The organism is Bilifractor sp. HCP3S3_D3 (assembly GCF_052063915.1).
Classification (GTDB): Bacteria; Bacillota; Clostridia; order Lachnospirales; family Lachnospiraceae; genus Bilifractor.
Genome location: NZ_JBQHWP010000009.1, coordinates 81,776 through 104,073 on the forward strand (window position 1 = coordinate 81,776; position 22,298 = coordinate 104,073).

Annotated in this window: 19 protein-coding genes; all 19 read right to left on the reverse strand. The window is 53.8% G+C overall.

Going from position 1 to position 22,298, the window contains the following annotated elements; genetic code table 11:
• Positions 1 to 26 precede the first annotated feature (26 nt).
• The 19 genes from ACTNDI_RS07105 to ACTNDI_RS07195 all read right to left on the reverse strand — a co-directional run bounded on the left by ACTNDI_RS07105 (position 27) and on the right by ACTNDI_RS07195 (position 22,097).
• On the reverse strand, positions 27 to 1,544 hold the full coding sequence (locus ACTNDI_RS07105; protein ID WP_441100207.1) for a cobyric acid synthase: 1,518 nt from the start codon (positions 1,542 to 1,544) through the stop codon (positions 27 to 29).
• A gap of 12 nt (positions 1,545 to 1,556) precedes the next feature.
• Positions 1,557 to 2,639 (reverse strand): pyridoxal phosphate-dependent aminotransferase, encoded by a 1,083-nt coding sequence (locus ACTNDI_RS07110; protein WP_441100209.1) that lies wholly within the window; start codon positions 2,637 to 2,639, stop codon positions 1,557 to 1,559.
• A gap of 143 nt (positions 2,640 to 2,782) precedes the next feature.
• A complete protein-coding gene (gene cbiB / locus ACTNDI_RS07115) occupies positions 2,783 to 3,766 on the reverse strand; it encodes an adenosylcobinamide-phosphate synthase CbiB (RefSeq protein WP_441100211.1) in 984 nt (327 codons plus the stop codon).
• The gene (locus ACTNDI_RS07120) at positions 3,747 to 5,183 is read right to left on the reverse strand and encodes a cobyrinate a,c-diamide synthase (protein ID WP_441100212.1); all 1,437 of its coding nucleotides are present in this window, start codon (positions 5,181 to 5,183) and stop codon (positions 3,747 to 3,749) included. The genes cbiB and ACTNDI_RS07120 overlap by 20 nt, the downstream gene beginning before the upstream one ends.
• A 146-nt stretch (positions 5,184 to 5,329) precedes the next feature.
• Positions 5,330 to 6,625, reverse strand: coding sequence for a precorrin-6y C5,15-methyltransferase (decarboxylating) subunit CbiE (cbiE, locus tag ACTNDI_RS07125; protein WP_441100213.1), 1,296 nt, complete (start codon positions 6,623 to 6,625; stop codon positions 5,330 to 5,332).
• Between the two features lie 173 nt (positions 6,626 to 6,798).
• Positions 6,799 to 7,761, reverse strand: a complete 963-nt coding sequence (locus tag ACTNDI_RS07130) for a precorrin-6A/cobalt-precorrin-6A reductase (RefSeq protein ID WP_441100214.1) — start codon at positions 7,759 to 7,761, stop codon at positions 6,799 to 6,801.
• The gene (cobJ, locus tag ACTNDI_RS07135; RefSeq protein WP_441100216.1) at positions 7,754 to 8,485 is read right to left on the reverse strand and encodes a precorrin-3B C(17)-methyltransferase; all 732 of its coding nucleotides are present in this window, start codon (positions 8,483 to 8,485) and stop codon (positions 7,754 to 7,756) included. The genes ACTNDI_RS07130 and cobJ overlap by 8 nt, the downstream gene beginning before the upstream one ends.
• Before the next feature lie 190 nt (positions 8,486 to 8,675).
• Complete coding sequence (locus ACTNDI_RS07140) at positions 8,676 to 9,779, reverse strand: cobalt-precorrin 5A hydrolase (protein WP_441100218.1); 1,104 nt, start codon at positions 9,777 to 9,779, stop codon at positions 8,676 to 8,678.
• Between the two features lie 100 nt (positions 9,780 to 9,879).
• The gene (cobM, locus tag ACTNDI_RS07145) at positions 9,880 to 10,650 is read right to left on the reverse strand and encodes a precorrin-4 C(11)-methyltransferase (protein ID WP_441100219.1); all 771 of its coding nucleotides are present in this window, start codon (positions 10,648 to 10,650) and stop codon (positions 9,880 to 9,882) included.
• A 163-nt stretch (positions 10,651 to 10,813) separates the two neighbouring features.
• Positions 10,814 to 12,040 carry a cobalt-precorrin-5B (C(1))-methyltransferase CbiD gene (gene cbiD / locus ACTNDI_RS07150; protein WP_441100221.1) on the reverse strand — a complete coding sequence of 409 codons (1,227 nt, stop codon included), beginning with the start codon at positions 12,038 to 12,040 and terminating at the stop codon, positions 10,814 to 10,816.
• Positions 12,019 to 13,038, reverse strand: coding sequence for an amidohydrolase family protein (locus ACTNDI_RS07155; RefSeq protein ID WP_441100223.1), 1,020 nt, complete (start codon positions 13,036 to 13,038; stop codon positions 12,019 to 12,021). Before ACTNDI_RS07155 ends, cbiD begins: the two co-directional genes overlap by 22 nt.
• A 15-nt stretch (positions 13,039 to 13,053) precedes the next feature.
• Positions 13,054 to 13,794, reverse strand: a complete 741-nt coding sequence (locus ACTNDI_RS07160) for a histidine phosphatase family protein (protein ID WP_441100224.1) — start codon at positions 13,792 to 13,794, stop codon at positions 13,054 to 13,056.
• Between the two features lie 101 nt (positions 13,795 to 13,895).
• Positions 13,896 to 14,282 (reverse strand): bifunctional adenosylcobinamide kinase/adenosylcobinamide-phosphate guanylyltransferase, encoded by a 387-nt coding sequence (locus ACTNDI_RS07165; protein ID WP_441100225.1) that lies wholly within the window; start codon positions 14,280 to 14,282, stop codon positions 13,896 to 13,898.
• A 4-nt stretch (positions 14,283 to 14,286) separates the two neighbouring features.
• Entirely contained in the window at positions 14,287 to 15,069 is a 783-nt protein-coding gene (locus ACTNDI_RS07170; RefSeq protein WP_441100227.1) for an adenosylcobinamide-GDP ribazoletransferase, read from the reverse strand.
• Between the two features lie 24 nt (positions 15,070 to 15,093).
• Positions 15,094 to 15,609, reverse strand: coding sequence for a bifunctional adenosylcobinamide kinase/adenosylcobinamide-phosphate guanylyltransferase (locus ACTNDI_RS07175; RefSeq protein WP_441100229.1), 516 nt, complete (start codon positions 15,607 to 15,609; stop codon positions 15,094 to 15,096).
• Positions 15,606 to 16,688, reverse strand: a complete 1,083-nt coding sequence (cobT, locus tag ACTNDI_RS07180; RefSeq protein WP_441100230.1) for a nicotinate-nucleotide--dimethylbenzimidazole phosphoribosyltransferase — start codon at positions 16,686 to 16,688, stop codon at positions 15,606 to 15,608. The genes ACTNDI_RS07175 and cobT overlap by 4 nt, the downstream gene beginning before the upstream one ends.
• Before the next feature lie 30 nt (positions 16,689 to 16,718).
• Entirely contained in the window at positions 16,719 to 18,209 is a 1,491-nt protein-coding gene (gene thrC / locus ACTNDI_RS07185; protein WP_441100231.1) for a threonine synthase, read from the reverse strand.
• 239 nt (positions 18,210 to 18,448) lie between these two features.
• Entirely contained in the window at positions 18,449 to 20,110 is a 1,662-nt protein-coding gene (locus ACTNDI_RS07190) for a 2-isopropylmalate synthase (RefSeq protein ID WP_441100233.1), read from the reverse strand.
• 454 nt (positions 20,111 to 20,564) lie between these two features.
• Positions 20,565 to 22,097 (reverse strand): sodium/proline symporter, encoded by a 1,533-nt coding sequence (locus ACTNDI_RS07195; RefSeq protein WP_441100235.1) that lies wholly within the window; start codon positions 22,095 to 22,097, stop codon positions 20,565 to 20,567.
• Between the last annotated feature and the right edge of the window lie 201 nt (positions 22,098 to 22,298).

A 22,298-nucleotide genomic window follows, 5' to 3' on the forward strand; every position in this document is an offset into this window, starting at 1 on the left:
CCGGTATCCGGAGCCTCATGCATTTTTCACACACCGGCATCCAGAATCCCGTATATTTTTTTCAGATCCATGTTTCTGCGAAGCTCCTCCGCCAGAATGTCATACTGACTTTCCTTGAAGGTCTGATAATCCACGCCCGTCATATCCGAGGTGTCCATCCCCTTCCTTCGTCCCAGAGCTTCCACAATTCTGTCGGCCACCATTTCCCGGTCGAAGACGCTGTGAACATAGGTTCCATATACGTTTCCCTGCTGAGCACCGTCCTCCTTTTCGGCCGCGCCCTCCACATTCGTATCCCGGATATGCACCGTCGGCACTGCATTCTCGTTCAGAGTGCTGACACCCATATGTATCTCATATCCCTCGATTGCCGTCCCGGACAGGTTTTTCAGAGCACCCTGCAGCTGTCCGAAGTTTCCTTCCACACGGGTGCGGGTTTTTTCTCCCGCAAAAACAGTGTGCATCGGAAGAAGGCCCATTCCCTTGATGGAACCGCCGTTCTCAACGCCCAGAGGATCGGAAAGTGTCTCCCCGAGCATCTGATATCCGCCGCAGACGCCGAAAATCACGGTGCCCTCCGAAGCCGCCTTCAGGACAGCCGCCTCCAGACCGTTCTGTCTCATCCAGAGAAGATCTTCCATGGTATTTTTGGTGCCGGGAAGAATGATCATATCGGGATTCTTCAGCTCCGACACCCGATCCACATACCGAAGAGAGACACCCTTCATCTTTTCAAATGGATTGAAGTCTGTGAAATTTGAAATCCGGGGTGTGCGGATGACCGCAATATCAATCGCGGCGACTGTCTGTCTGCCCGAGAACCGCTCTGTGAGGCTGTCCTCATCCTCCACCTCGATGTGAAGGTAGGGAGCGACACCGACAACCGGAATCCCGGATCTTTCTTCCAGCATCCGGATCCCCGGATCCAGAATGGTCCGGTCTCCCCGGAACTTGTTAATCACAAGTCCCTTCACCATCTTCCTTTCGTCCTCTTCCAGGAGTTCAACCGTTCCGATCAGCTGCGCAAAAACGCCGCCCCGGTCTATATCACCGACCAGAAGAACCGGCGCGCCGGCGATTTTCGCCATTCCCATGTTGACGAAACAGTCCGCGTCCTTCAGATTGATTTCTGCCGGGCTTCCGGCGCCCTCAATCACGATGATATCATTCTCTGCGGCAAGAGATTCATATGCCTTTCTGACCTCCGGGATCAGGTTCGGCTTATAGCGGAAATATTCCCGGGCATCCATGTTCCCCAGGACCTCCCCGTTTACGATGACCTGGGAGCCGGTGTCATTTGTGGGCTTGAGGAGAATCGGGTTCATCCGCACATCCGGCTCCACACCGGCACACTCCGCCTGCATCACCTGCGCCCGCCCCATCTCCAGGCCCTGGCGCGTGATAAAGGAATTCAGCGCCATATTCTGCGCCTTGAACGGCGCCACCCTGTATCCGTCCTGTCTGAAAATGCGGCACAGTCCCGCGGCGATCAGGCTCTTCCCGGCATTGGACATTGTGCCTTGAATCATTATTGCTTTTGCCATAATCAAATCCTCTTATCTGATGTCTTCTGATGTCTCTGTATCCCTGCGTTCAATCATCCGCCGGGTCATTCCAAGTGCTTCAATCAGCCTTTCGTTGTCCGGATGCATCCGCACCGCGATGCGGTAATACCCGTTTCCAAGATTGTGATAGTTGGAGCAGTCCCGGATCATAATCCCGTACGGCAGAAGCTTTTCGGAAAGCCCTTCCTCTCCCTTGAAGAAGATGTAATTCGCGCAGGAATCAAATACCTGAAATCCGAGCTCTTTCAACGACCTTTTCAGATAGGTCCGCTCCCTGCGCACAACGGCTCTTGCCTTCTCCACGTATTCCTCCTCGTGAAGTGCTGCCGTTCCCGCCTTCTGTGCCGGAATCGAGACATTCCATGGCTGCACAGCCGAACGCATCCGGGATAAAAGATCCGCATCCGACGTCATCCCATACCCGAGCCGAAGACCGGCCATCGCATACCGCTTGGTAAACGCCTTCAGAATAAAGATTTCCGGCTCCTCCTTCAGGTACCCCCTGACTGTCAGACGCTCCGGATTATCACAAAAATCCTGGAAGCATTCATCCACAAAAAGCCTCACGCCCCTTGACCGGCAGGTTCGGATAATCTCCCGCATCAGCGCCGGATCAACAGGAATGCCGGTGGGATTGTTCGGATTACAGAGAACGGCAACGTCCAGATCCTCTGTAATCGCTTCCGCGAAATCCCGCGTCAGCCGGTAACCATCGGACTCCCGCAGAGCATAGAGCCGCACCGCGCATCCGGTGCTTTTCAGTGCCTGTTCATATTCCGCAAAGGTCGGGGCAAGGACGAGCGCCTGCTTCGGCTGCAATGCCCAGGCATACGCAAAAATAACCTCCGCCGCGCCGTTTCCGCAGAACAGATACTCCTCCGGCACCTTTTCGTATGCAGACAAGGCACGGATCAGCTCCTCCTGCCGCACATCGGGGTAATGGCAGATCTCCGTCATGCTCTCCTGTGCCGCGCGGATCACGCGCTCCGGTGTCCCGAGCGGATTCATATTTGATGAAAAATCAATGACGCCGGGATGCCGGTAGACATCCCCGCCATGTACTGTCTTAATCATTCCTTCACCTCTCCCGCCGGCCCGATAATCATCACCTGCACTAAGCTCCGACTGTCCGGCCATTCCTTTCCGGCAAATCACAGCTGTGCTGAAATCACCGCCTGCGCTTTGTCCCGACTGTCCGGCCATTCCTTTCCGGCAAATCACACCAGCACAAGAATCAGCACCCGCACCGCTGCTGACAGAAGGAAGGCAAGCACGGCGGTTCCGTACATGATCCGGTTGGCGCGGGGAATATCCTCCGGCACAATCTCGCGGATCGGGTCACCGATATACGGTTTCCTGTGCAGCTCTCCGAAGTACCAGGCATCTCCCGCAAGCCGGATATCCAGTGCGCCGGCCATCGCTGCCTCTGTGTGCGCCGAATTCGGGCTGGCATGCTTCCGCCGGTCGCGCTTAAAAATCTTCATGGCATTTTTTCCGTCATTTCCGCAGATCTGAGCGGCAAGCACCATAAGCAAGCCGGAAATTCTCGCCGGAATGAAGTTCAGAACATCATCCAGCCTTGCTGCGAAGGTCCCGAACCACCGATACCGGTCATTGACGTATCCGATCATAGAATCCATCGTATTAACGGACTTGTAGAAAAATCCCCCCGCAGCTCCGCCGATCATCAGAAAAATCAGAGGCGCCACAACGCCGTCAGAGGCGTTTTCCGCGACGGTCTCGACCGCCGCCTTTGTGACTCCTGTCATGTCCAGTCGTTCCGTATCCCTCCCGACAATCATGGAGACTGCCCTTCTGGCCTTTCCGAGATCTCCGGTCTTCACCTCCCGGTAAACCTTCATGCTCTCATCCCGGAGGGATCTCGCAGCAAGAATCTGATAACACCAGAACGTCTCGACAGCAAAGCCAAGCCAGAAATTGACGTGATAGAAAAGTTTCAGAAGAACCACGGGAATCAGAGTGCTCACCGCCATGACACAGAGTGCGGTCAGAACGCCTGCTGTCCGCTCTCCTGTTTTTCCGGAAGGGAAAATCTTCCGGAAGAGCTTTTCAAAAAAGGTAATAAACTTTCCGATAAGCTGAACCGGGTGGTACAGACCGTGCGGATCCCCGAACACAAGGTCCAGAATTCCACCGAGCAGTACCGCTGGAACGATATGGTCAAAGGTTTCTATTAGCATGATACTCTGCACACCTCTCGATAAATGCCTCAGCTGTCCCCGGGTTCGCGTAGAAATACAGATGCGGGAACCCGGCATAAAGGGTATCCGTGCTTCTGACGCAGCGCCAGGAGCGGTTTCCGACCGGTTTCCGCGCGAGGAAAGTGCTGCCGGGGTCCTCCGATTCGTAGTAATGGAATTCGTGGGATCGGATCTCTCCGACATCCCTTCCGAACATGGTTCCTCCTGTGAGCGTCACATAGCCGAACCGCGTCAGACGTCCGGTATAGTACGCACTCTCCGGAAAAACACCCGCCATTGGCCATGCATTACCCTCCAGGTCGGTCAGCTGCCTGTGCAGGTAGAGAAATCCCCCGCATTCCGCCAGTGTGGGGAGTCCCCCTGTCACAGCTCTTCGAACAGACTCCCGCATCGAAGCATTCTCTCCCAGCTCTTTTCCGTAAAGCTCCGGGTATCCGCCGTGGAGCATCAGACCATCCAGATTATCGGGAAGGCAGGCATCGTGAATCGGAGAAAAAGGAACCAGCTCAGCCCCCATCTCCCTCAGAAGATCCAGATTGTCCGCATAGAAAAAGCAGAAGGCCTCATCCTTTGCGAGGCCGATCCTGACCTTTCCCCAATTCACGGCACTGTATTTTTCAGCATTGCCTTCCCGCACGGTCAGCGCCGGGGCGCTCCCGGCGATTTTAAGGATCTGCTCCAGATCCAGCGTACCGTCCAGAACATCTGCCAGCCTGTCCAGCCTGTCCTGAAATGAGGCAATCTCATCCGGCATCAGAAGTCCCAGATGCCGGCTCTCCAGCGCGCAGTCCTTTACGACCGGCACATATCCGACGACAGGAACCCCGGCCTCCCGCTCAATCATTTCCTTCATTCTGGGATAGAGTCCCGCGGAAACCCGGTTCAGAATCAATCCCCGGATACAGGGCTTTTCCTGAAAATCCAGGAATCCCCGAATCAGAGGAAGCACGGAACGGCTGACTCCCTTTGCCGGAACAATCAGAAGAACCGGTGTGTCCGTGACAGAGGCGAGATCGCTTGCCCCCGCCCTCGAGCTGTCAATTCCCATCCCGTCAAAATATCCCATTACGCCTTCCAGAACCGCCAGATCCGCGTCCTTTGCATTCCGCGCCAGAAGACCTCTGGTCGTATCCGGGTCTGTAAAAAAAGTATCCAGATTCCGGCTTCTCGTGCCGAGAACCTTCGTATGAAACATCGGGTCGATGAAATCCGGTCCGCATTTAAAAGAAGCCGGCTTCAATCCCTTTTTCTTCAGAAGATTCAGCAATCCGCAGGTGATCAGCGTCTTGCCGCTGCCGCTGGAAGGCGCCGCGATCATGATCCGGCTGATACTGATCTTCTTGCTGTTATCCTGATGAGTTCCCGTATTTTCCATGTGTACCCGATTATCATTCATATCTGTATTGCTTTCCATGTGAACCCTATTATTTTTCATATCAGCAAAGATTATTGCTTTCTATATGAACCGTGTTATCTTCCATATCAGCAATAACTATTACTTTTTATATGGACTGTATGATCTTCCGTATCAGCAATGACTTTTCAGTTTTCCTCGTTGAACTTCTCTCCGTCAACTCCGGTGTGGACGAGAGCTCTCTCCAACTCGTTCTCCGATTTTTCCGCCTCAGCGCCTTCCGCTGTGATCACATACACCGGATTCTGCCCCATCATCATGTGATAAGGCCCTGCCTTCTTCGATTTTGCAACCGTAATGCAGGCGATATCCGGCTCACCGAACGGAAGCTTTTTCAGAATTTCCAGTGCCTGAGAGACTGTCTCAAGCGTGATGGCATTGATTACAATGCGGATCCTCGGATTCTTGTCCAGAAGAGTCCGGAGAATCTCCTCCATATTTCCGCCGGTGCCGCCGAGAAACGCATGCGTCGGTACCGGAAGGTCCTTCAGCGCCTCCGGCGCCAGCCCCTCCACAATCTCCATATTGTCTACGCGGAACTTCAGCTTGTTCGAATAGAGAAGCCGAACCGCCGTGGGGTTCTTCTCGATTGCGTAAACCTTTCCGTTCACCGCCCGCAGTGCCGCTTCAACAGAGCACGAGCCGCTGCCGGCACCGATATCGTATACAACCGACCGGTCCGTCAGCCGGAGCTTTCCGATCGAAACGATGCGAACCTCTTCCTTTGTCATCGGAACCTTGTCCCGCAGAAAATCCTCGTCCGGTACCCCGCTCGTCACGACAGGATTCACGTTCGGATTTTCCACCAGAATCACACTGAGGGCAGATGACTCATAATCCGCAAAATCGACCGGACGCCCCGAAAGAATTTTTTCTTCCGGGTATCCGAGATTCTCACCGATATGCACCGTCACCTCATTCATGTCATAAGTGATCAGCTTCCGGCAGATCTCCGCCGCCTGATCCTTTGTGCCGAGGATGGAAAAAACCTTTCCGTTCCGGCAGATCTCGCCGATGAGGTTGCAGTTCATGCCGTGCATACTCGTCAGCTTCACGTCCTCCCAGGCGATTCGGAGCTGACTGCAGAAATAGACGACCGATGAGATGCCCGGCATAACGCGGATCGAATCTTCCGGATTGTTCCGTGTGCCGAGCGCCGCGTACAATTTTTTTGCTCCGCTGAAAAATCCGACATCGCCGGACATCAGCACGGAGATCCTCGTAGCCTCTGGGTGCGCATCAATCGCCGCGGCGACCCTCGCGGGCAGATATTCCGCGCAGGTCTCCTGCCCTTTTCCCGCGACATCCCGCAGCATCCGCTCCGCCCCGATCAACAGATCTGAAGAACGGATAAAATCCGCCGCCTCTACGGTCAGGCCATTTTCTGTTCCCATACCAATGCCAATCACGGCAATTTCACTCATAAATCATTCTCCTGTCAAAAAATCCTATCCCCGAGGCGTATCAAATCCGACAATCTCCGGCCGAGCTTTTCACGGAACGCATACTGCATAGACGCAAGTTATTAATCCGACAATCTCGAACCCGGGCTTTTCACGGAACGCATTCTGTATCGAAACCATCTTCTCATCTCAAATCAGATGATTTCCTTCCCGAACTTTTCCCGGATCCGTTTTACACACTCCTCCACAGATATGCCCTTCTCCTCGAGGGGTCTGCGTATGATAATCATCCGGCAGCCGCAAGCCTTTGCCGCGCTTTCCTTCTCTGGGAAGCCGCCCTCTCTTCCGGTATCCTTTGTAACCAGGTATTTCGCCTTCGTCTGATGGATCAGTGCGATATTCATCTCCTCAGAGAATGGCCCCTGCATGCAGATCAGGTTTCTTCCCTGAAAGCCGAGATCCGCGCATGAAGCCACAACAGATGGAAGAGAAAGCACTCTGGCAAAGAGGCGCTCCCGATAGCCCGGAACTGAGGTGAAGATCCGAAGCTCCTTGCTTCCGGTCGTGAGGAGCACGTTTCCTTCTGTCCCCGCGAGCCATGCGGCAGCCTCCTCTGTGCTGCCGACCACAATGTTTCCGTCAGGAAGCTCATAGAAAGAATCCGGCGCCATCTGCTTCCCGACCGTCCTTCCTGCGCCCTCAGCCGCACGAGCCGCCGGAGCAAAACCTGCCTGTACCATCTGCTCTCCGACCGTCTCTCCCGTGCTGTCATCCGCATGGTCCGCCGGAGCATGGCCGTCCGGCGTCTCCTCCTTTATTGTCGTCCCGCGAAGCACCCGGATATATTCCCTTCCCGCTTCTGCACAGGCCTTCCGGATATTCTCCGTCACAGCCGCTGCATACGGATGGGTGGCATCTATGATGACGGCATCCTCTGTCGTGTTCTCGCGGATCTCACGGACCATATCCACTTCCGTCAGCCTTCCGCTGTGAACATCCAGATTTTCCCCCGGAGAGATCAGACTTTTCCCGTACTCCGTCGCGGTAAAGCAGCAGATCTGTATTTTTCTCCGGCCGTTCCGTTCCCCGATCTCCTTCAGACGATCCGCCAGGACGCGGCCCTCTGTCGTTCCGGCAAACAAGAATACATCATACATTCCGATATCCTCTCGGCGTCACCATATGTCCGTTGACGATTTTTGTCTGGGAGTTTCCGATGAAAACCGTCGTAAACATGTTGACCGGCGTATCCCGAAGCTCGCGGAGCGTCAGAATCTTCATCGACTCTCCCTCCCTGCCGATATTTTCCACAATCCCGCACACATTGTCATCCTTCCGGTACTGCAGCAGTATGTCACAGGCCTTCTGGAGATAGTCGGATCTCTTCCGGCTCTGTGGGTTGTAAATCACGATCGCAAAATCCGCCTCACCGGCCGCTGCCAGACGCTTCTCGATCTTTTCGATCGGAGTCAGAAGATCGGACAGACTGATCAGACAGAAATCATGAATCAGAGGAGCACCGAGCACCGCAGCCCCTCCGAGGGCCGCCGTCACACCCGGAATAATTCGGAGAGATACCTCCGGGTAACGCTCCCCGACCTCATACATCAGTCCTGCCATTCCGTAAACTCCTGCGTCTCCGCTGCAGATCATGGACACCTTCTTGTCCTTTTCCGCCTCCTCAAAGGCAAGGACGCAGCGGTCCACTTCCTTGCGCATCGGGGTCGACAGGAATTCCTTCCCCGGAAGATGATCTCTGACCAGATCGATATACACGGTGTAGCCGATGATCGTGTCGCTGTTTTGCAAAGCCTCTGCGGCTTCCACTGTCATTTTTTCCCAGGCACCCGGTCCGATACCTACTACATTTATCTGTTTCATAAATAGAATCCTTTCGTTTGCTGCAGACGGGAACCCACTGCCTTTCGATTGCGGGCAGCTGACAGATTCCCTTCGGGCGGGTAAAACCGCCCTCTCCGCTTTCATCGTATATGTACATCTGCTGCCATCCGGCATTGAGCTTTCGGTTCAATACTGTCCAGCGCCAAGCTTCCGGTTCAATACTACTCTGCTACCCGACCTTGATCTTCCGGTTCAGCAACGCGACCGCCACCGTCACCCCGTCCTCAGCGACCTTACGGATGATCAGATCCCCGCCGCCGTCACAGACCGCGCTTCGCTCGCACACATTGTCGGTGCCCGTTGTTTTTCTCACAAAGTCTGATTTTGTGAAGCTGCCCTCTGCCATGTTCAGCTCATCCGCGGAGAAGGTATGCAGCGGCACTCCCAGGGATTTGCAGTACTCGACCAGCCCCGGCTCGTCCCTCTTCAGATCGATGCTCGCCACCGAGGCGATGGCTTCCGGATAAAGGCTGTACTGCCGCAGAGTATCATCCACCAGCTTCCGGATCACCGAAGCCGGCGTTCCCCTCTTGCATCCGATTCCGAGGACAAGGCACTTCGGAATCAGCCAAAGCGTGTGATCAAAATACTGCCGGTTGTAGGATGGACTGATGTAGATTCCCAGAGAAGTTCCCTCCTCCTCATTCTCCGCGCTCAGCGCTCTCGCCGTATCCAGCTTGTCAGACCAGTAGATACCCTCGGGCAGATCTCCCTCCACCGGGAAATGTGTGTAAAATCCCACCGGCTCGCCGGCGAGAAGCGCAGCCGAAACCTCCTTGGCGTAGGTCATATTTGAGATCACCATGTCGTTCCGGTCCGCATAGACATCGACCGCGAACTTGTGGCTCACATCGGTCGCCGTCGTGATGACCGGAACACTTCCGAGTCCCGCCGAAAGGTTCTCCACCATTTCATTTGCCCCGCCGATGTGCCCGGACAGCAGAGAGATGCAGAACTTTCCTCTCTCGTCTACCACAATGACCGCCGGATCCGTGCGCTTATCCCGGACGTACGGCGCGATCGCGCGAACCGCGATGCCCGCTGCTCCTACAAAAATGAGGGTGTCGCAGGTGTGAAAGCACTTACCGGCCCACTCCTGAACCGGGACACTCAGCTCCCGGAACCCTGTGCCGGCCAGATACTTGCCCTTCCCATACCACTCGATCTCTACATCGTCTGCATCCCCGGCCGCGAATGATCCACGCAGAACCCGGATGATTCGTTTCGATACTTCACTTCCCGATTTTGTAAAACATATTCCTGCAATCTTCATATAAAAGCCCCTGCTCTCTGTTGTGCCCCCGCATTCCGTATGTTCCAGATCCTTCCATATGTTTCTAAGCCAAGCCACTCTTGGCGTCCGCGCCTTCCTCTCAGGATTTTTTCCCGGAGGAAGCCTCTCTGAATTCCGTCGTGAATTCCGGGTCATAGAGCTTTGACCGGTCGTAGTGGGAATGTGTGACCACATCTCCAATAATCATCAGCGCTGTCTTCGTCACATGGTTTTCTCTCGCCGTCTCGGCCAGAGTCCCGACGGTACAGATATACGCCCGTTCATCCGGCCAGGTTGCGCGGTACACGATTGCCGCAGGTGTGTCTGCGGTATATCCGCCCTCGATCAGCCGCTTCGAAAGCTCCTCCAGCATGCCTGTACTCAGAAATACAACCATGGTCGCGTGATGCGCGGCAAAGGACTGAATGCTTTCCTTCTCCGGTACCGGCGTCCGTCCTTCCATTCTCGTAATGATCACACTCTGAGAGACGTCAGGAAGAGTATACTCCAGATTCAGTGCCGAGGCTGCACCGCAGAAGGAGCTGACGCCCGGTGTATAATCATACGCAATGCCCTTCTCGTCGAGTACGTCCATCTGCTCCCGGATCGCTCCGTACAGACACGGATCTCCGGTATGGAGACGGACCGTCATAAAGCCCCTTTTCTCCGCCTCAAAGATGACATCCAGCACCTCTTCCAGCGTCATCTTCGCGGAATTCCAGATTTTACAGTTTTTCTTCGCGTACTGCAGAAGCTCCGGGTTCACCAGCGAACCCGCGTAGATGATCACATCCGCCTTCTCCAGATACTCTTTTCCGCGGACGGTAATCAGATCCGCGGCACCGGAACCGGCGCCCACAAAATGTACCATTCTTTTTTCCTCCTGTCGCGTCCCCGATGCGGAACGCTGTCTTCAATTCTCTCCGTTGCGTCCCCAATGCGGAACGCTGTCTTCACTTCTTGTATACAATGCCCGCCGCTTCTCCGGATCATCCGGAGGCAGCAGAAACTAGTTATTCAAAATACAAAATTCTTCAGCCCTGTTTTCTCAGCTTTTCCACCAGATCCGGCACGTTCTCCGTCCTGCCGAGCATTCCGAAGTCATTTGAGAAGATCACGGCGCCGGTCTCGATTCTTCCCTGTACTCTGGCATTCAGATAAAAGCCGATCCGTTCGGTGATACGCTTCATCGATGCGTCAAAGAGTCCGTCGCCGCCCTCCTGTTTCAGGATCTTCAGCGCGTCCTCCGTGGTATTGGTGGACAGAATCTTCCGCGCCAGATCCGCACTGCCTCCGGCACGCAGCACCGCCGCTGCCATCAGCTCTGCCCGGCAATCCGCCTCATGAGAATGCGTGTTCATGATTCCTCCGGAAACTTTGATAAATTTTCCGATATGGGAGATAAAAAGGATGCCCTTTACTCCCAGATCCACCGCCATGTCCAGCGTCTCGCCGACGAAATTGCTGCATTTCATCTCATGGGTGCGGACCAGATCCGGCATTTCCGAAGCAAACCTCTCGCCGAAATTTCCCGGGGTAATGACAAGATATTCTCCGCCGTTCTCCCGGCGCATCTTCATCTCCACCCGTATCGTATCGATGAGAGCCTTTTCGCTCATTGGCATGACGATGCCGCTGGTGCCGAGCACGGAGATTCCCCCGACAATTCCAAGCCTCGGATTAAATGTCTTCTCCGCGATCTTCTGTCCCTCCGGGATCCGGATGATCACGGAAATGCCTCCCGTGTAACCCTGTTCCCTGCAGACCTCCAGAACGCCCTTTGTGATCATTTCCCTGGGAACATGATTGATCGCCGCGTTTCCGACCGGCTGATCAAGGCCCGGCTTCGTCACCCGGCCGACTCCTTCGCCGCCGTCAATGGTCACACCGGCCTCCCCGGTACACGAAACCTCCGCATAGATCAGGGCTCCGTTCGTCGCGTCAATATCATCTCCGCCGTCCTTACGGACCGCGCAGCACACCTTTACGGGAATTCCGCTCTCATCTCTCTGGATATGGATATCCTCGACCGGGAGATGCAGCCGGATTCCCTTCGGCGTATCCAGAACGATTTCCTCGGTCTCCACTCCGGTCAGGAGCGTTCTCGTTCCTGCCTTTGCCGCAGCCGCGGCACAGGAGCCGGTTGTGTATCCCATTCTGAGCTTTTTGTGATCATAGAGCACGAAAGATTCTTCCAGACCTGTCCGGGGTGAATCCTTGCTCTTATCCCTTCCACCGTTTAATTTTTTTTCTTTATCCATTGATGAATCCGTTTCTCTGACTGTGCAAGCCACTCGTTAAGTTCCGGGTCGTCCGGAAAAATATCCTGAAATGCCCGATATTCATCCCGGATGCCCTGCCCGTGCAGAACGCGATAAGCTCCCGCGTCGCTGCCAAGAGCGATCGGAATCCCAAGCTCACGTCCCCTTCGGATATTTTTCCTGAGACCACTCCAGATCTCTGTCAGAACCGCGTCGGAAAAACGTCCGGAGCCGATCAGATTTCGAACCGTCGAGCAGGTCGGTACCCAGACCGCTCCGCTCTCCGCCAGAGCCTCCAGACTTTCCTCGTTCTGAAAATTTCCATGCTCCAGAGAATCCACACCGGCCTCCGCAGCGTCAATCACCCCTCTGCTTCCGTTTGTGTGACTCATGACCTTCATGCCGGACTCATGGGCGATATGAACCATCTCCCTGACATCCTCTCTTTTGAGCCCCTCCTCCGAAAGACCGTCGGCTGTCTCAAAAGTCATGATTCCCGAAGTCATGATTTTGATGAAGTCTCCGTCCTGCTCCTTCACCTCCGAGACGAGCTGCGCGTATTCTCTGAGGTTCGAAAAAGGTCTTCCGACCACCCTGCCGTAATGTCCCTCACGGAAAATTCCGAAAACCGGCGTAAGATACCGGATTCCATATTCCGGTGCCAGTTTTCGCGCAAGAACTGATACTCCATAATGATCTCCGCCGTCACGTACAAACGTCACGCCCGCATTTCTGTACGCCTCAAGCTCCTTTCGGATCACCTTTACATCCGGATGATCCCGGTGCGTTCTTACCGCGACATGGTAATCATAACCATTCATAAACAAATGCGCATGACATTCACCGAACATTCCGATCTCCAGAATTTCCTCCTGAACAACACAGCTTCCAATACTCTCCGGAATTTCCTCCTGAACAACACAGCTTCCAATGCTCTCCGGAATTTCCTCCTGAACAACACAGCTTTCAATGCTCTCCGGAATTCTCTCCTGAATCAATCAAAGAGCGCTCTGCTAGAAACCGCGCCGGACAGAAAGCCGGAGATCGTCCCCCGTTTCCCTGACGGAAAGCAGAAAACCATCTCCGTTTCCCACATGCCATTCAAAATAGCTCTTCCGAGGATACCCATATTTCTCCAGCACAGCCATGATCGTTCCTCCGTGTACCACCATGGCAGCCCGGATCACCGGATCGCCGGATGTACCGGAAATACTCCGGTCCTGCGCCTCTTCCGATGCTTTGCCGGTTCTCCCGGTTTCGCCGCAGAGATACTCCGATGCCCCGCCGGCTATCCCGGCTTCGCCGCAGAGATGCTCCGACGCCTCTCGGACAACCCGGTCAAAGGCACGGCAGACCCTCTCCTGAAAGGAGCTCATGGATTCTCCGCCCGGAAAAGGCAGCCTTCCGCCGCTGTCAATCCAGCGCTGATAATCCACGTTTCCGCTCAGCTCCTTATAGTTTTTGTTTTCGAATTCACCGAAATCACACTCCCGGAAATCCGGAACGATCACCGGCTCCGATTCCGGAAACAGAATCGCCGCCGTCTCCAAACAGCGTCTCATGGGGCTTACAAGGAGTATATCCGGATGATCCATCCGCATCTCCTCCAGCGTTTCCCGCTTCGCCAAAAGGTGCTCTGCCTCAGAAGCAAGCAGCGGCTCATCCGTCGTGCCAATGTACCGGTTCTCCATATTCCCCTTTGTTCTGCCGTGCCGGATCATGACCAGTTCCATCATGCCTTCGTGAATCCTCATGTCTTCATGCCTTTTTCAATTCCCGTATCTTCAGGGGGGTCTCGTGCCTCTTCAATGCCCGTTTCTTCAAGAATTCAACTTCCTTCGAGCCTCGTGATTCCTCATACCTTTTTGATAATGGTCGGTATTCCGCACACAATGCGGATCACCTCGTCCGCGCGCGACGCGATTTCTGTACAGATTCTTCCGTCCGTTTCCCTGTATCTGCGGTCGAAGCTGTCCGCCGGAACAATTCCGTAACCCAGTTCATTCGCCACAATGATGATGTCCGGATTTCGTGCCATCAGCTCATCCACAAAATTGTCCAGTGTATCTCCATTCTGCAGGCTTCTTCCCACAAACTGGTGAAAATGCATGACACCCCTGCTGTGATAGATCTCATTTCTGGAGCAGTCCTGTCCGTCCGCCCAATCCTCCGGAGCAATCCCGTACTTTTCCTCCGCATAATGCGTTTTTCCCTGAAATGCACCGCCGATAATAAACTTCATATTATTAACCTCTCAACAATATTCTTCCGATACCGTCGCCGGCCACCGCCAGAATCAGCATCAGGAGCTCCGCGCCCGATACAAAAAATCCCGCAAGGTCTCCTGTCATTCCCCCGAAGTAATGCATGCAGGTCCGATAATAAATCAAAAATGCCAGCACAGAACCGGCGATCACAAAGATGCCGGTAAGCGGGTCGATCAGAATCAGGCAGACGTAAAGTGCCGCAAGATAGACGATCATCACCCGTCGCACCATCCTCTTCCTCGCATGGCTGCCAAAAGCGGCAGCGGTTCCCTTCGGGTTCGCATTCGGGAAGGAAACCACGGATATCGCCGAATATGAGCGCGAAACCGCAAACATCAGGCACAGACATGTTGCTGTTTTCCCTGATACCTCCGACGCAAAGCCCAGTGCAATCAGAAAGAAGACACAGGCTCCGATCACCGCGAATGCTCCCACATGAGAATCTTTAAGAATGCGAAGGCGTTCCTCTCTGGTTCTCCACGAACTAAGCGCGTCCGTCGTGTCGAGAAACCCGTCGAAGTGGATTCCGCCTGTCACCAGAAGCGGTATCACAACCGCGATCGCGGAGCGGAGCAGATCCGAAGCACCGGTCCATCCACAAAGCAGAAACCAGAGATACTCCAGCAGACCGATTACGAGACCGATCCAGGGGAAAAAACACATGGAATACTTCATGCTTTTTTCCGACCACTCGATATGCGGCATCGGAATCTTGGAATACATCGAGAACGCAACGATTAAGCTTTCAAATAAAGATTTCAATGTACCAAAACCTCTGTGCTTCCTTTATTTCACCGTGAGGGGAATTCCGTAAACCACCTCGGTGACCTTGTCGGCCAGCTCTCCGAGCTCCTGATTCACCAGACCCATGAACTGCTGAAAAACGCGGGTGGCATTGTCATAATCCACGCCGTCCGAATTGATCTCATTCGTGACGATGATCAGATTTGCGGCAATATCCATCAGATAATTGAAGCCGTCCAGCACGGAATTGACCGCGTGGATTCCCGATGCATCCGGCAGAAACATCTCATTCGCCACAAGGTTTCCAACATCCTCCAGCAGAATATTCGAATTCTCCGGAATTACGGCAGCGGACAGATTCGTCGGACATTCAATCGTCTCAAAATTCATCGGTGCTCTGCGGTCACGGTGCCTCTGTATGCGCTGCGAATTCTCCGGATCAACGCCCGGAAACATCGTCGCGACGTAGATTCTTCTGCCCTCGCCGAGCTCCAGAATCTTCTGCTCCGCATAGGCGGATTTTCCGCTCCCGGCACCGCCGGTAATTAAATGGATCATTTCAACTCCTTATACGCTTCAATATCATCCTCCGCGAAGGTTGACATCCGGTCATACACCTCAAGAGCCATGTCCAGCACCGGGAACAGAACAACCGCTCCGGTTCCCTCTCCCAGACACATATCCGCGTGCAGCACAGGATCCTTTCCGAGTGTCCTCATCATCAGATCCGCCGCCGGCTCGTGGGACATATGTGAAGCGATCATGTAATCCTTTGAGAGCGGACAGATCTCAGAAGCGACAAGCGCGGCGACGCCGGAGATAAAACCGTCGATCACTACCGGTATTCCTTCCGCCGCCCCGCCGAGAAAAACGCCTGCCATTCCCGCGATATCCAGACCGCCGATCTTTGCGAGAACATCCACCGGGTCCGACGGATCGGGCTGATTCACCTCAATCGCCTTGCGGATCGCATCGATCTTGCGCTGTAATCCCTCCGATGTAAGACCTGCCCCCCGACCGGTCATCTTCTCTACGGGCTGCTTTAAAAAGAATGAGGCAAGAGCACTGCTCGTCGTGGTGTTGCCGATCCCCATCTCACCGGTCGCGAGAATACGGTAGCCGTCCGCCTTCTTCTCGCGGACGAGGGCGATACCTGTCTCCAGGGCCTTCACCGCTTCCGCGCGCGTCATCGCCGGTCCCTTCGTCATATTCTTCGTCCCGTAGGAAATCTTGCAGTTCCGGACAATCGTGTCCCTCGCGATACCGATGTCGATCGGAAAAATATCAGCTCCCGCCTTACGGCACAGAATTCCCGCCGTAGCCTTCTCCGAAAGGAAGTTTTCCGCGACCTGCGCCGTCACCTCCTGTCCGGTCTGGGTCACTCCCTCCTCCACGACGCCGTTATCGGCGCACATTGTGATCAGGCCCTTTTTGTCAAGCTTAACACGCGAGGTCCGCTGTATGCCGGCGATCTGTATAATCATATCCTCCAGCTTACCCAGACTGTGCAGAGGATGCGCAATCGCATTCCAGCGATTCTGCGCCTCCTCCATGGCGTCCTTATCCGGTGCCTGTATCCGGCTCACCGTCTCCTCGAGGAGGCCGTCATACAGATTCAGTTTTCTCTCTTCACTCATTCCCCATGCCTCTGCAGTCAAAATTTATTTTCAGATGCCGAGCATCTTCCGGATAACGTCCTTCATCTCACCGATTTCCGCAACGGTGCTGTGACGGATCGGCGCCGTCTTGATCTCCTCGATCGCTGCCGGAATCTTCACGCCCGATACTTCGTGCAGAGCGTCAAACTGCTCCAGATCCGTCATCGGATCATACTTCGCTGCGTCAATCGCGTGCAGAACATTTCTCGCGAACTTGTACGGACTCGCCGTGGAGGCGATAACCGTCGGTGTCGTATCACCCGTCTTCTTCTCATAGCGGTCATAGACGGTCGCGGCAACCGCGGTGTGGGGATCAATGACATAATGATCCTTTGTGTAGATCTTGTGAATCGTGGCAAAGACCTCGTCCTCCGCAGCGTATCCGCCCACAAAATCCGACAGCTTAGCCCTCATCTCCGGTGTGATCTCGTACCTGCCGCCATCAGAGAGCGCTTTCATCAGAGAGGCGGTCTTTGCGGCATCCCGGTCTGCGATCAGATAGATCAGCCTCTCCAGGTTGCTGGATACCAGAATATCCATCGATGGAGAAGAAGTCAGAATGAACGGACGGTTCCGGTCATAGATTCCGGTAGAGAAGAAATCAAAGAGAACCTTGTTCTCATTAGACGCACAGATCAGTTTGCCGACCGGCAGCCCGATCTGCTTCGCGTAGTACGCCGCGAGAATATTTCCGAAGTTTCCGGTCGGAACAACGACATTGATCGGATCTCCTGCCTTGATCACTCCGTCGCGGACAAGGGTGGCGTAGGCGTATACATAGTATGCCGCCTGCGGAACCAGACGTCCGATATTGATCGAATTCGCGGAACTGAACTGAATGCCGTGAGAAGCCATCTCCTCATTCATCTCCCGGTCACCGAAGATCTTCTTCACGCCGGTCTGGGCATCGTCAAAATTCCCCTTGATGGCAACGACATGCGTATTCTCACCCTTCTGGGTCCGCATCTGGCGCTCCTGAACCGGACTTACGCCGCCCTCCGGATAGAACACAATGATCTCTGTGCCGGGAACATCCTGGAATCCCGCCATGGCCGCCTTTCCGGTATCACCGGAGGTAGCCGTCAGGATGCAGATTTTGTTCGTGATATTGTTCTTTCTTGCGGCGGTAGTCATCAGATACGGAAGAATCGAGAGTGCCATGTCCTTGAAGGCAATTGTCTTGCCATGGAAAAGCTCCAGGAAATAAGCACCGTCCGCCTTGTGAAGCGGAGCGATCTCCGGGACATCGAACTTCGAATCATACGCGCTGTCAATGCAGCGGCGAAGCTCCTCCTCCGTATAATCCGTCAGAAAAAGAGACATCACCTCGTAAGCCAGATCTCTGTAGTTCATCTTCGAGAGATCCTCCAGAGAAACCCTCAGTTTTGGAAAACTGTCCGGAACATAAAGGCCTCCGTCGCAGGCAAGTCCGTTCAGAACCGCCCTGGATGCCGGAATATCCTTTTCGCCGCCCCTGGTGCTCTTGTAAAGAATCTGCATTTGTTTATTCCTCCTGTCAGATGGCTTCCGCCGTCTCGATAAACTAGGCCTAAAGAAAACAAGCGCGGAACCGGACAAGCGAAACCTGTCCGAAAACGCTAATATTAGTATTATAGCATAAGCAAACTTGAGTGTGAAGTAGAGAAAACCGCCGGCTGGAAACTGCGGATGCAGTCCGATCGGCGGTTTTCCCGTGCAATATGAAAGATGTATTCGTCTCCGGCGGTTTTCCCCGGTTCTCAACGGTTGTTGATTGCGGTAATCAGTGCGTCAATGGATGCCCGGATAATATCCGGATCTACCGCGGCGCCCCATGCCTGTGTGCCGTCCGGCTTTGTAATTCCGACATAAGCGATCGCATTTGAGCTCGAGCTCTTGGAAAGCGCATGCTCCTGATATGTAGAGAGCTGATACTCGAAGCCGTATGCCTTCTTCAGCGCATTGCTGACAGCGTCAAGACGTCCGTTGCCTTCAGCCACGGTAACACGGTAATCTCCGCTTCCGTTCTTCGCATTGACGCTTGCCTCGATCTGTCCGTCATCCAGCTGTCTGAAATGAACGCCGTGAACAGAAAGCGGCTCCTGAATATTTTCAAATTTTTCCTTGAAGAGGCTGAAGATCTCATCGGGCTGCAGCTCCTTGTGCAGATGATCGGAGAGATCCTTGGCCGCATATCCCATGGCCTCACGCATCTTCTTCGGGAGAATGAGGTCATAGTTCGTCTCAAGAACATATCCGACGCCGCCCTTTCCGGACTGGCTGTTGATACGGATGACATCCTTGTCGTAGCTTCTTCCGATATCGGTCGGATCGATCGGAAGATATGGAACGGTCCAGTGATCCGGATCCTTTTCCTCTCTCCAGTGCATGCCCTTTGCAATCGCGTCCTGATGCGATCCGGAGAATGCGGCAAAGACCAGCTTGCCGCAGTACGGACTTCTCGGATTCACTTCCATTCCGGTGAATTCCTCATACTTCCGGCAGATCTCCGGCATGTTGTCGAAGTGCATCTTCGGATCGGTTCCCTGCATATAGAGGTTCATCGCAAGAGTGATGATATCCACGTTTCCGGTTCTCTCTCCGTTTCCGAAAAGCGTGCCTTCCACGCGGTCCGCTCCGGCGAGAACTCCGAGCTCCGCGTCCGCCACTCCGCTTCCGCGGTCATTGTGCGGATGAAGAGACAGCATTACATTGTCGCGGTATTTCAGGTTCTTGCTCATGTATTCCACCTGCTGCGCGTAGACATGCGGCATGGAAAGCTCAACCGTACTCGGAAGATTAATGATCGCCTTCCTGTCAGCAGTCGGTTTCCACACGTCCAGAACTGCGTTGCAGACCTCAAGAGCATATTCCGGCTCTGTTCCGGTGAAGCTCTCCGGGCTGTACTCGAAGCGGTACTTCTCTCCCGCCTCCTCGGTCAGCTCCTTCAGAAGCCTTGCGCCATCGACAGCGATCTGCTTGATGTGCTCCTTATCCTTCTTGAACACCTGCTGTCTCTGTGCAAAAGAAGTAGAGTTGTAAACGTGAACAATCGCGTTTTTGCAGCCCTTCAGAGCCTCGAAGGTTCTCTTGATGATATGCTCCCTTGCCTGTGTCAGAACCTGAACAGTCACATCGTCAGGGATCAGATTCTCCTCAATCAGACGGCGAAGAAAAACGAACTCCGTCTCGGAAGCGGCCGGGAATCCGACCTCAATCTCCTTGAATCCAACCTCGCAGAGCATCTTGAAGAACTCAATCTTCGTATCCAGATCCATCGGAATCACAAGAGCCTGGTTGCCGTCACGCAGATCGACGGAACACCAGAGCGGTGCCTTGTCGATGGCATCCTTCTTCACCCAGTCATTGCACTCAACCGGCGGCATATAATACTGTTTCTGATATTTTCTGTAATTCATCATAGCTGCGTTCCTCCTTATGCTTCAAGATTCTTCAAGGTTTTCCAAAAAGCTTCACAACATCTCCGGATATCCGGGTAAAACAGGAGAAAAGAAAAAGCCTTACGTCTCCTGTCATTTGCAAGAGACGTAAGGCTGTTAATCACCTGAAAACTAACAGGAACCCTGCGCGGTACCACTCTTCTTCACGGTTTCCCGTGCTCTCATCCGGATACATGCATATCCTCACCCCTGTAACGGTGGGCTTCCGTCTGCGTCTAATCTCAGAGTATCTGATTTCGGGCAGCCACTCGGAGGGCAGTTCCAAAAGGACCTTCTGCTGCCTCACACCACCCGGCAGCTCTCTGAATTCCAGTCACTGATGTACTATTCCTCGTCAACGTATTTAACTGTTTTCTACCATAACATCTTGCCCGGAAAAAGTCAACCGCGGAAAGCAGAACGAAAATGCAAAAAATCAGCCAATTTTTTTCATCTCATCAAACACATCCGTGATCTCCTTCTCCGGAGCCGGAGTCAGAAGACTGACGATTACATTTACGAGAATCGCAACGATGAATGCCGGGAGAAGCTCGTAGATATTCCATGCTCCGCCGATCGGACGAACCGCATATTTCCAGACGAATACCATGATGCCGCCGCTGATCATTCCGAAAAAGGCTCCGTACTTGTTCGACCTTCTCCAGAACAGGGCCAGAAGAACGATGGGACCGAAGGTCGCGCCGAAGCCTGCCCATGCGAAGGACACAATGCCGAAGACAGAGCTGTTCGGATTCCAGGCGATTCCCACGCCGATCACGGCGATGATCGCGAGACTGAAACGGGCGATCAGCATCAGCTTTTTCTCATCCAGATCCAGATGGAAAAACTCATGGATGATGTTCTCGGATACGGACGAGGAAGCCGCGAGAAGCTGAGAATCAGAGGTGGACATGGTTGCGGCAAGAATTCCGGAAAGAACAATGCCCGCGAATACAGCCGCGATCACGCCGTGCTCACTCATAAGCGCGGATATCTTCACGATAATCGTCTCAGACGCGGATCCCTCCAGGAATGGAACGACGCCCGCCTTTGTCATGCCGAGGCCGACAATACCGATCAGAACAGCGATTCCCATGGAGATCACAACCCATACGGAGGCAACTCTTCTGGAAATCTTCAGCTTGCTGTCATCCTCAATCGCCATGAAGCGCAGCAGAATGTGAGGCATTCCGAAGTATCCGAGACCCCACGCAAGCGTCGAGATGATGGTCACGACGCCATAGGGGGAAGCCTTTCCTGCCGCCGCGTCATAGCTCTGCACCATACTGAAATAGCCCGGAAGAGACTTCGCGTTTGCGATAACCGCGTCCATTCCTCCCGCCTGGCTGATGCCGAAGATCAGGATGATGATCAGAGCAACCGTCATGACAATGCTCTGAATCAGATCGGTCAGGCTGGCAGCAAGGAAACCGCCGGTCAGCGTATAGGAAATGATAACCGCTGCGCTGATCACCATCGCGATGTGATAATCTACCGAAAACAGGCTGGAAAAAAGCTTTCCGCACGCAGCAAAGCCGGAGCCGGTGTACGGAATAAAGAAAATGATAATGATGCATGCCGCGATCAGCATCAGCGCCCTGTGCTTATCCTTGTAGCGGTCTGAAAAGAAATCCGGAATCGTGATCGAACCCGTCCTGGCAGTGTAGCGCCGGATCCTTTTCGCGACGAGCAGCCAGTTGATATAGGTGCCCGCGGCAAGACCGATACAGGTCCATCCCACATCGGCCATACCGGACAGATAAGCCAGTCCCGGAAGTCCCATCAGAAGATAGGAGCTCATATCCGAGGCTTCCGCACTCATAGCGGTCACAATCGGCCCGAGCTTTCTGCCCCCGAGGTAAAAATCACTGATATTCTCATTCTGTTTTGCCACCACGAATCCAATCGCCAGCATACCGAGCAGGTACACGATCATGACGATCAGAATTCCAACCTGTGAACTTGTCATTTCTCTCCCTCACTTCTTTATAAAATCCTGTAAAACACCTGAAAATATCCTGATATACATACGGCTCGAAAATACGCAGCACAGGTTTCTGTCTGCAGCTTAATCCATGATACACACCAGCCCGAAATCACCCGCCGCGCATCTCAAATTAATCCTGCAATACAATCATTACAAATTCGCATATATAACATGAGATTTTCA

What these genes read in the sequence shown, in the direction of transcription:
- ACTNDI_RS07105 (WP_441100207.1), bottom strand. Translation starts at nt 1,544, where the DNA reads ATGGCAAAAGCAATAATGATTCAAGGCACAATGTCCAATGCCGGGAAG.
- ACTNDI_RS07110 (WP_441100209.1), bottom strand. Translation starts at nt 2,639, where the DNA reads ATGATTAAGACAGTACATGGCGGGGATGTCTACCGGCATCCCGGCGTC.
- cbiB (WP_441100211.1), bottom strand. Translation starts at nt 3,766, where the DNA reads ATGCTAATAGAAACCTTTGACCATATCGTTCCAGCGGTACTGCTCGGT.
- ACTNDI_RS07120 (WP_441100212.1), bottom strand. Translation starts at nt 5,183, where the DNA reads ATGAATGATAATCGGGTACACATGGAAAATACGGGAACTCATCAGGAT.
- cbiE (WP_441100213.1), bottom strand. Translation starts at nt 6,625, where the DNA reads ATGAGTGAAATTGCCGTGATTGGCATTGGTATGGGAACAGAAAATGGC.
- ACTNDI_RS07130 (WP_441100214.1), bottom strand. Translation starts at nt 7,761, where the DNA reads ATGTATGATGTATTCTTGTTTGCCGGAACGACAGAGGGCCGCGTCCTG.
- cobJ (WP_441100216.1), bottom strand. Translation starts at nt 8,485, where the DNA reads ATGAAACAGATAAATGTAGTAGGTATCGGACCGGGTGCCTGGGAAAAA.
- ACTNDI_RS07140 (WP_441100218.1), bottom strand. Translation starts at nt 9,779, where the DNA reads ATGAAGATTGCAGGAATATGTTTTACAAAATCGGGAAGTGAAGTATCG.
- cobM (WP_441100219.1), bottom strand. Translation starts at nt 10,650, where the DNA reads ATGGTACATTTTGTGGGCGCCGGTTCCGGTGCCGCGGATCTGATTACC.
- cbiD (WP_441100221.1), bottom strand. Translation starts at nt 12,040, where the DNA reads ATGGATAAAGAAAAAAAATTAAACGGTGGAAGGGATAAGAGCAAGGAT.
- ACTNDI_RS07160 (WP_441100224.1), bottom strand. Translation starts at nt 13,794, where the DNA reads ATGAGGATTCACGAAGGCATGATGGAACTGGTCATGATCCGGCACGGC.
- ACTNDI_RS07165 (WP_441100225.1), bottom strand. Translation starts at nt 14,282, where the DNA reads ATGAAGTTTATTATCGGCGGTGCATTTCAGGGAAAAACGCATTATGCG.
- ACTNDI_RS07175 (WP_441100229.1), bottom strand. Translation starts at nt 15,609, where the DNA reads ATGATCCATTTAATTACCGGCGGTGCCGGGAGCGGAAAATCCGCCTAT.
- cobT (WP_441100230.1), bottom strand. Translation starts at nt 16,688, where the DNA reads ATGAGTGAAGAGAGAAAACTGAATCTGTATGACGGCCTCCTCGAGGAG.
- thrC (WP_441100231.1), bottom strand. Translation starts at nt 18,209, where the DNA reads ATGCAGATTCTTTACAAGAGCACCAGGGGCGGCGAAAAGGATATTCCG.
- ACTNDI_RS07190 (WP_441100233.1), bottom strand. Translation starts at nt 20,110, where the DNA reads ATGATGAATTACAGAAAATATCAGAAACAGTATTATATGCCGCCGGTT.
- ACTNDI_RS07195 (WP_441100235.1), bottom strand. Translation starts at nt 22,097, where the DNA reads ATGACAAGTTCACAGGTTGGAATTCTGATCGTCATGATCGTGTACCTG.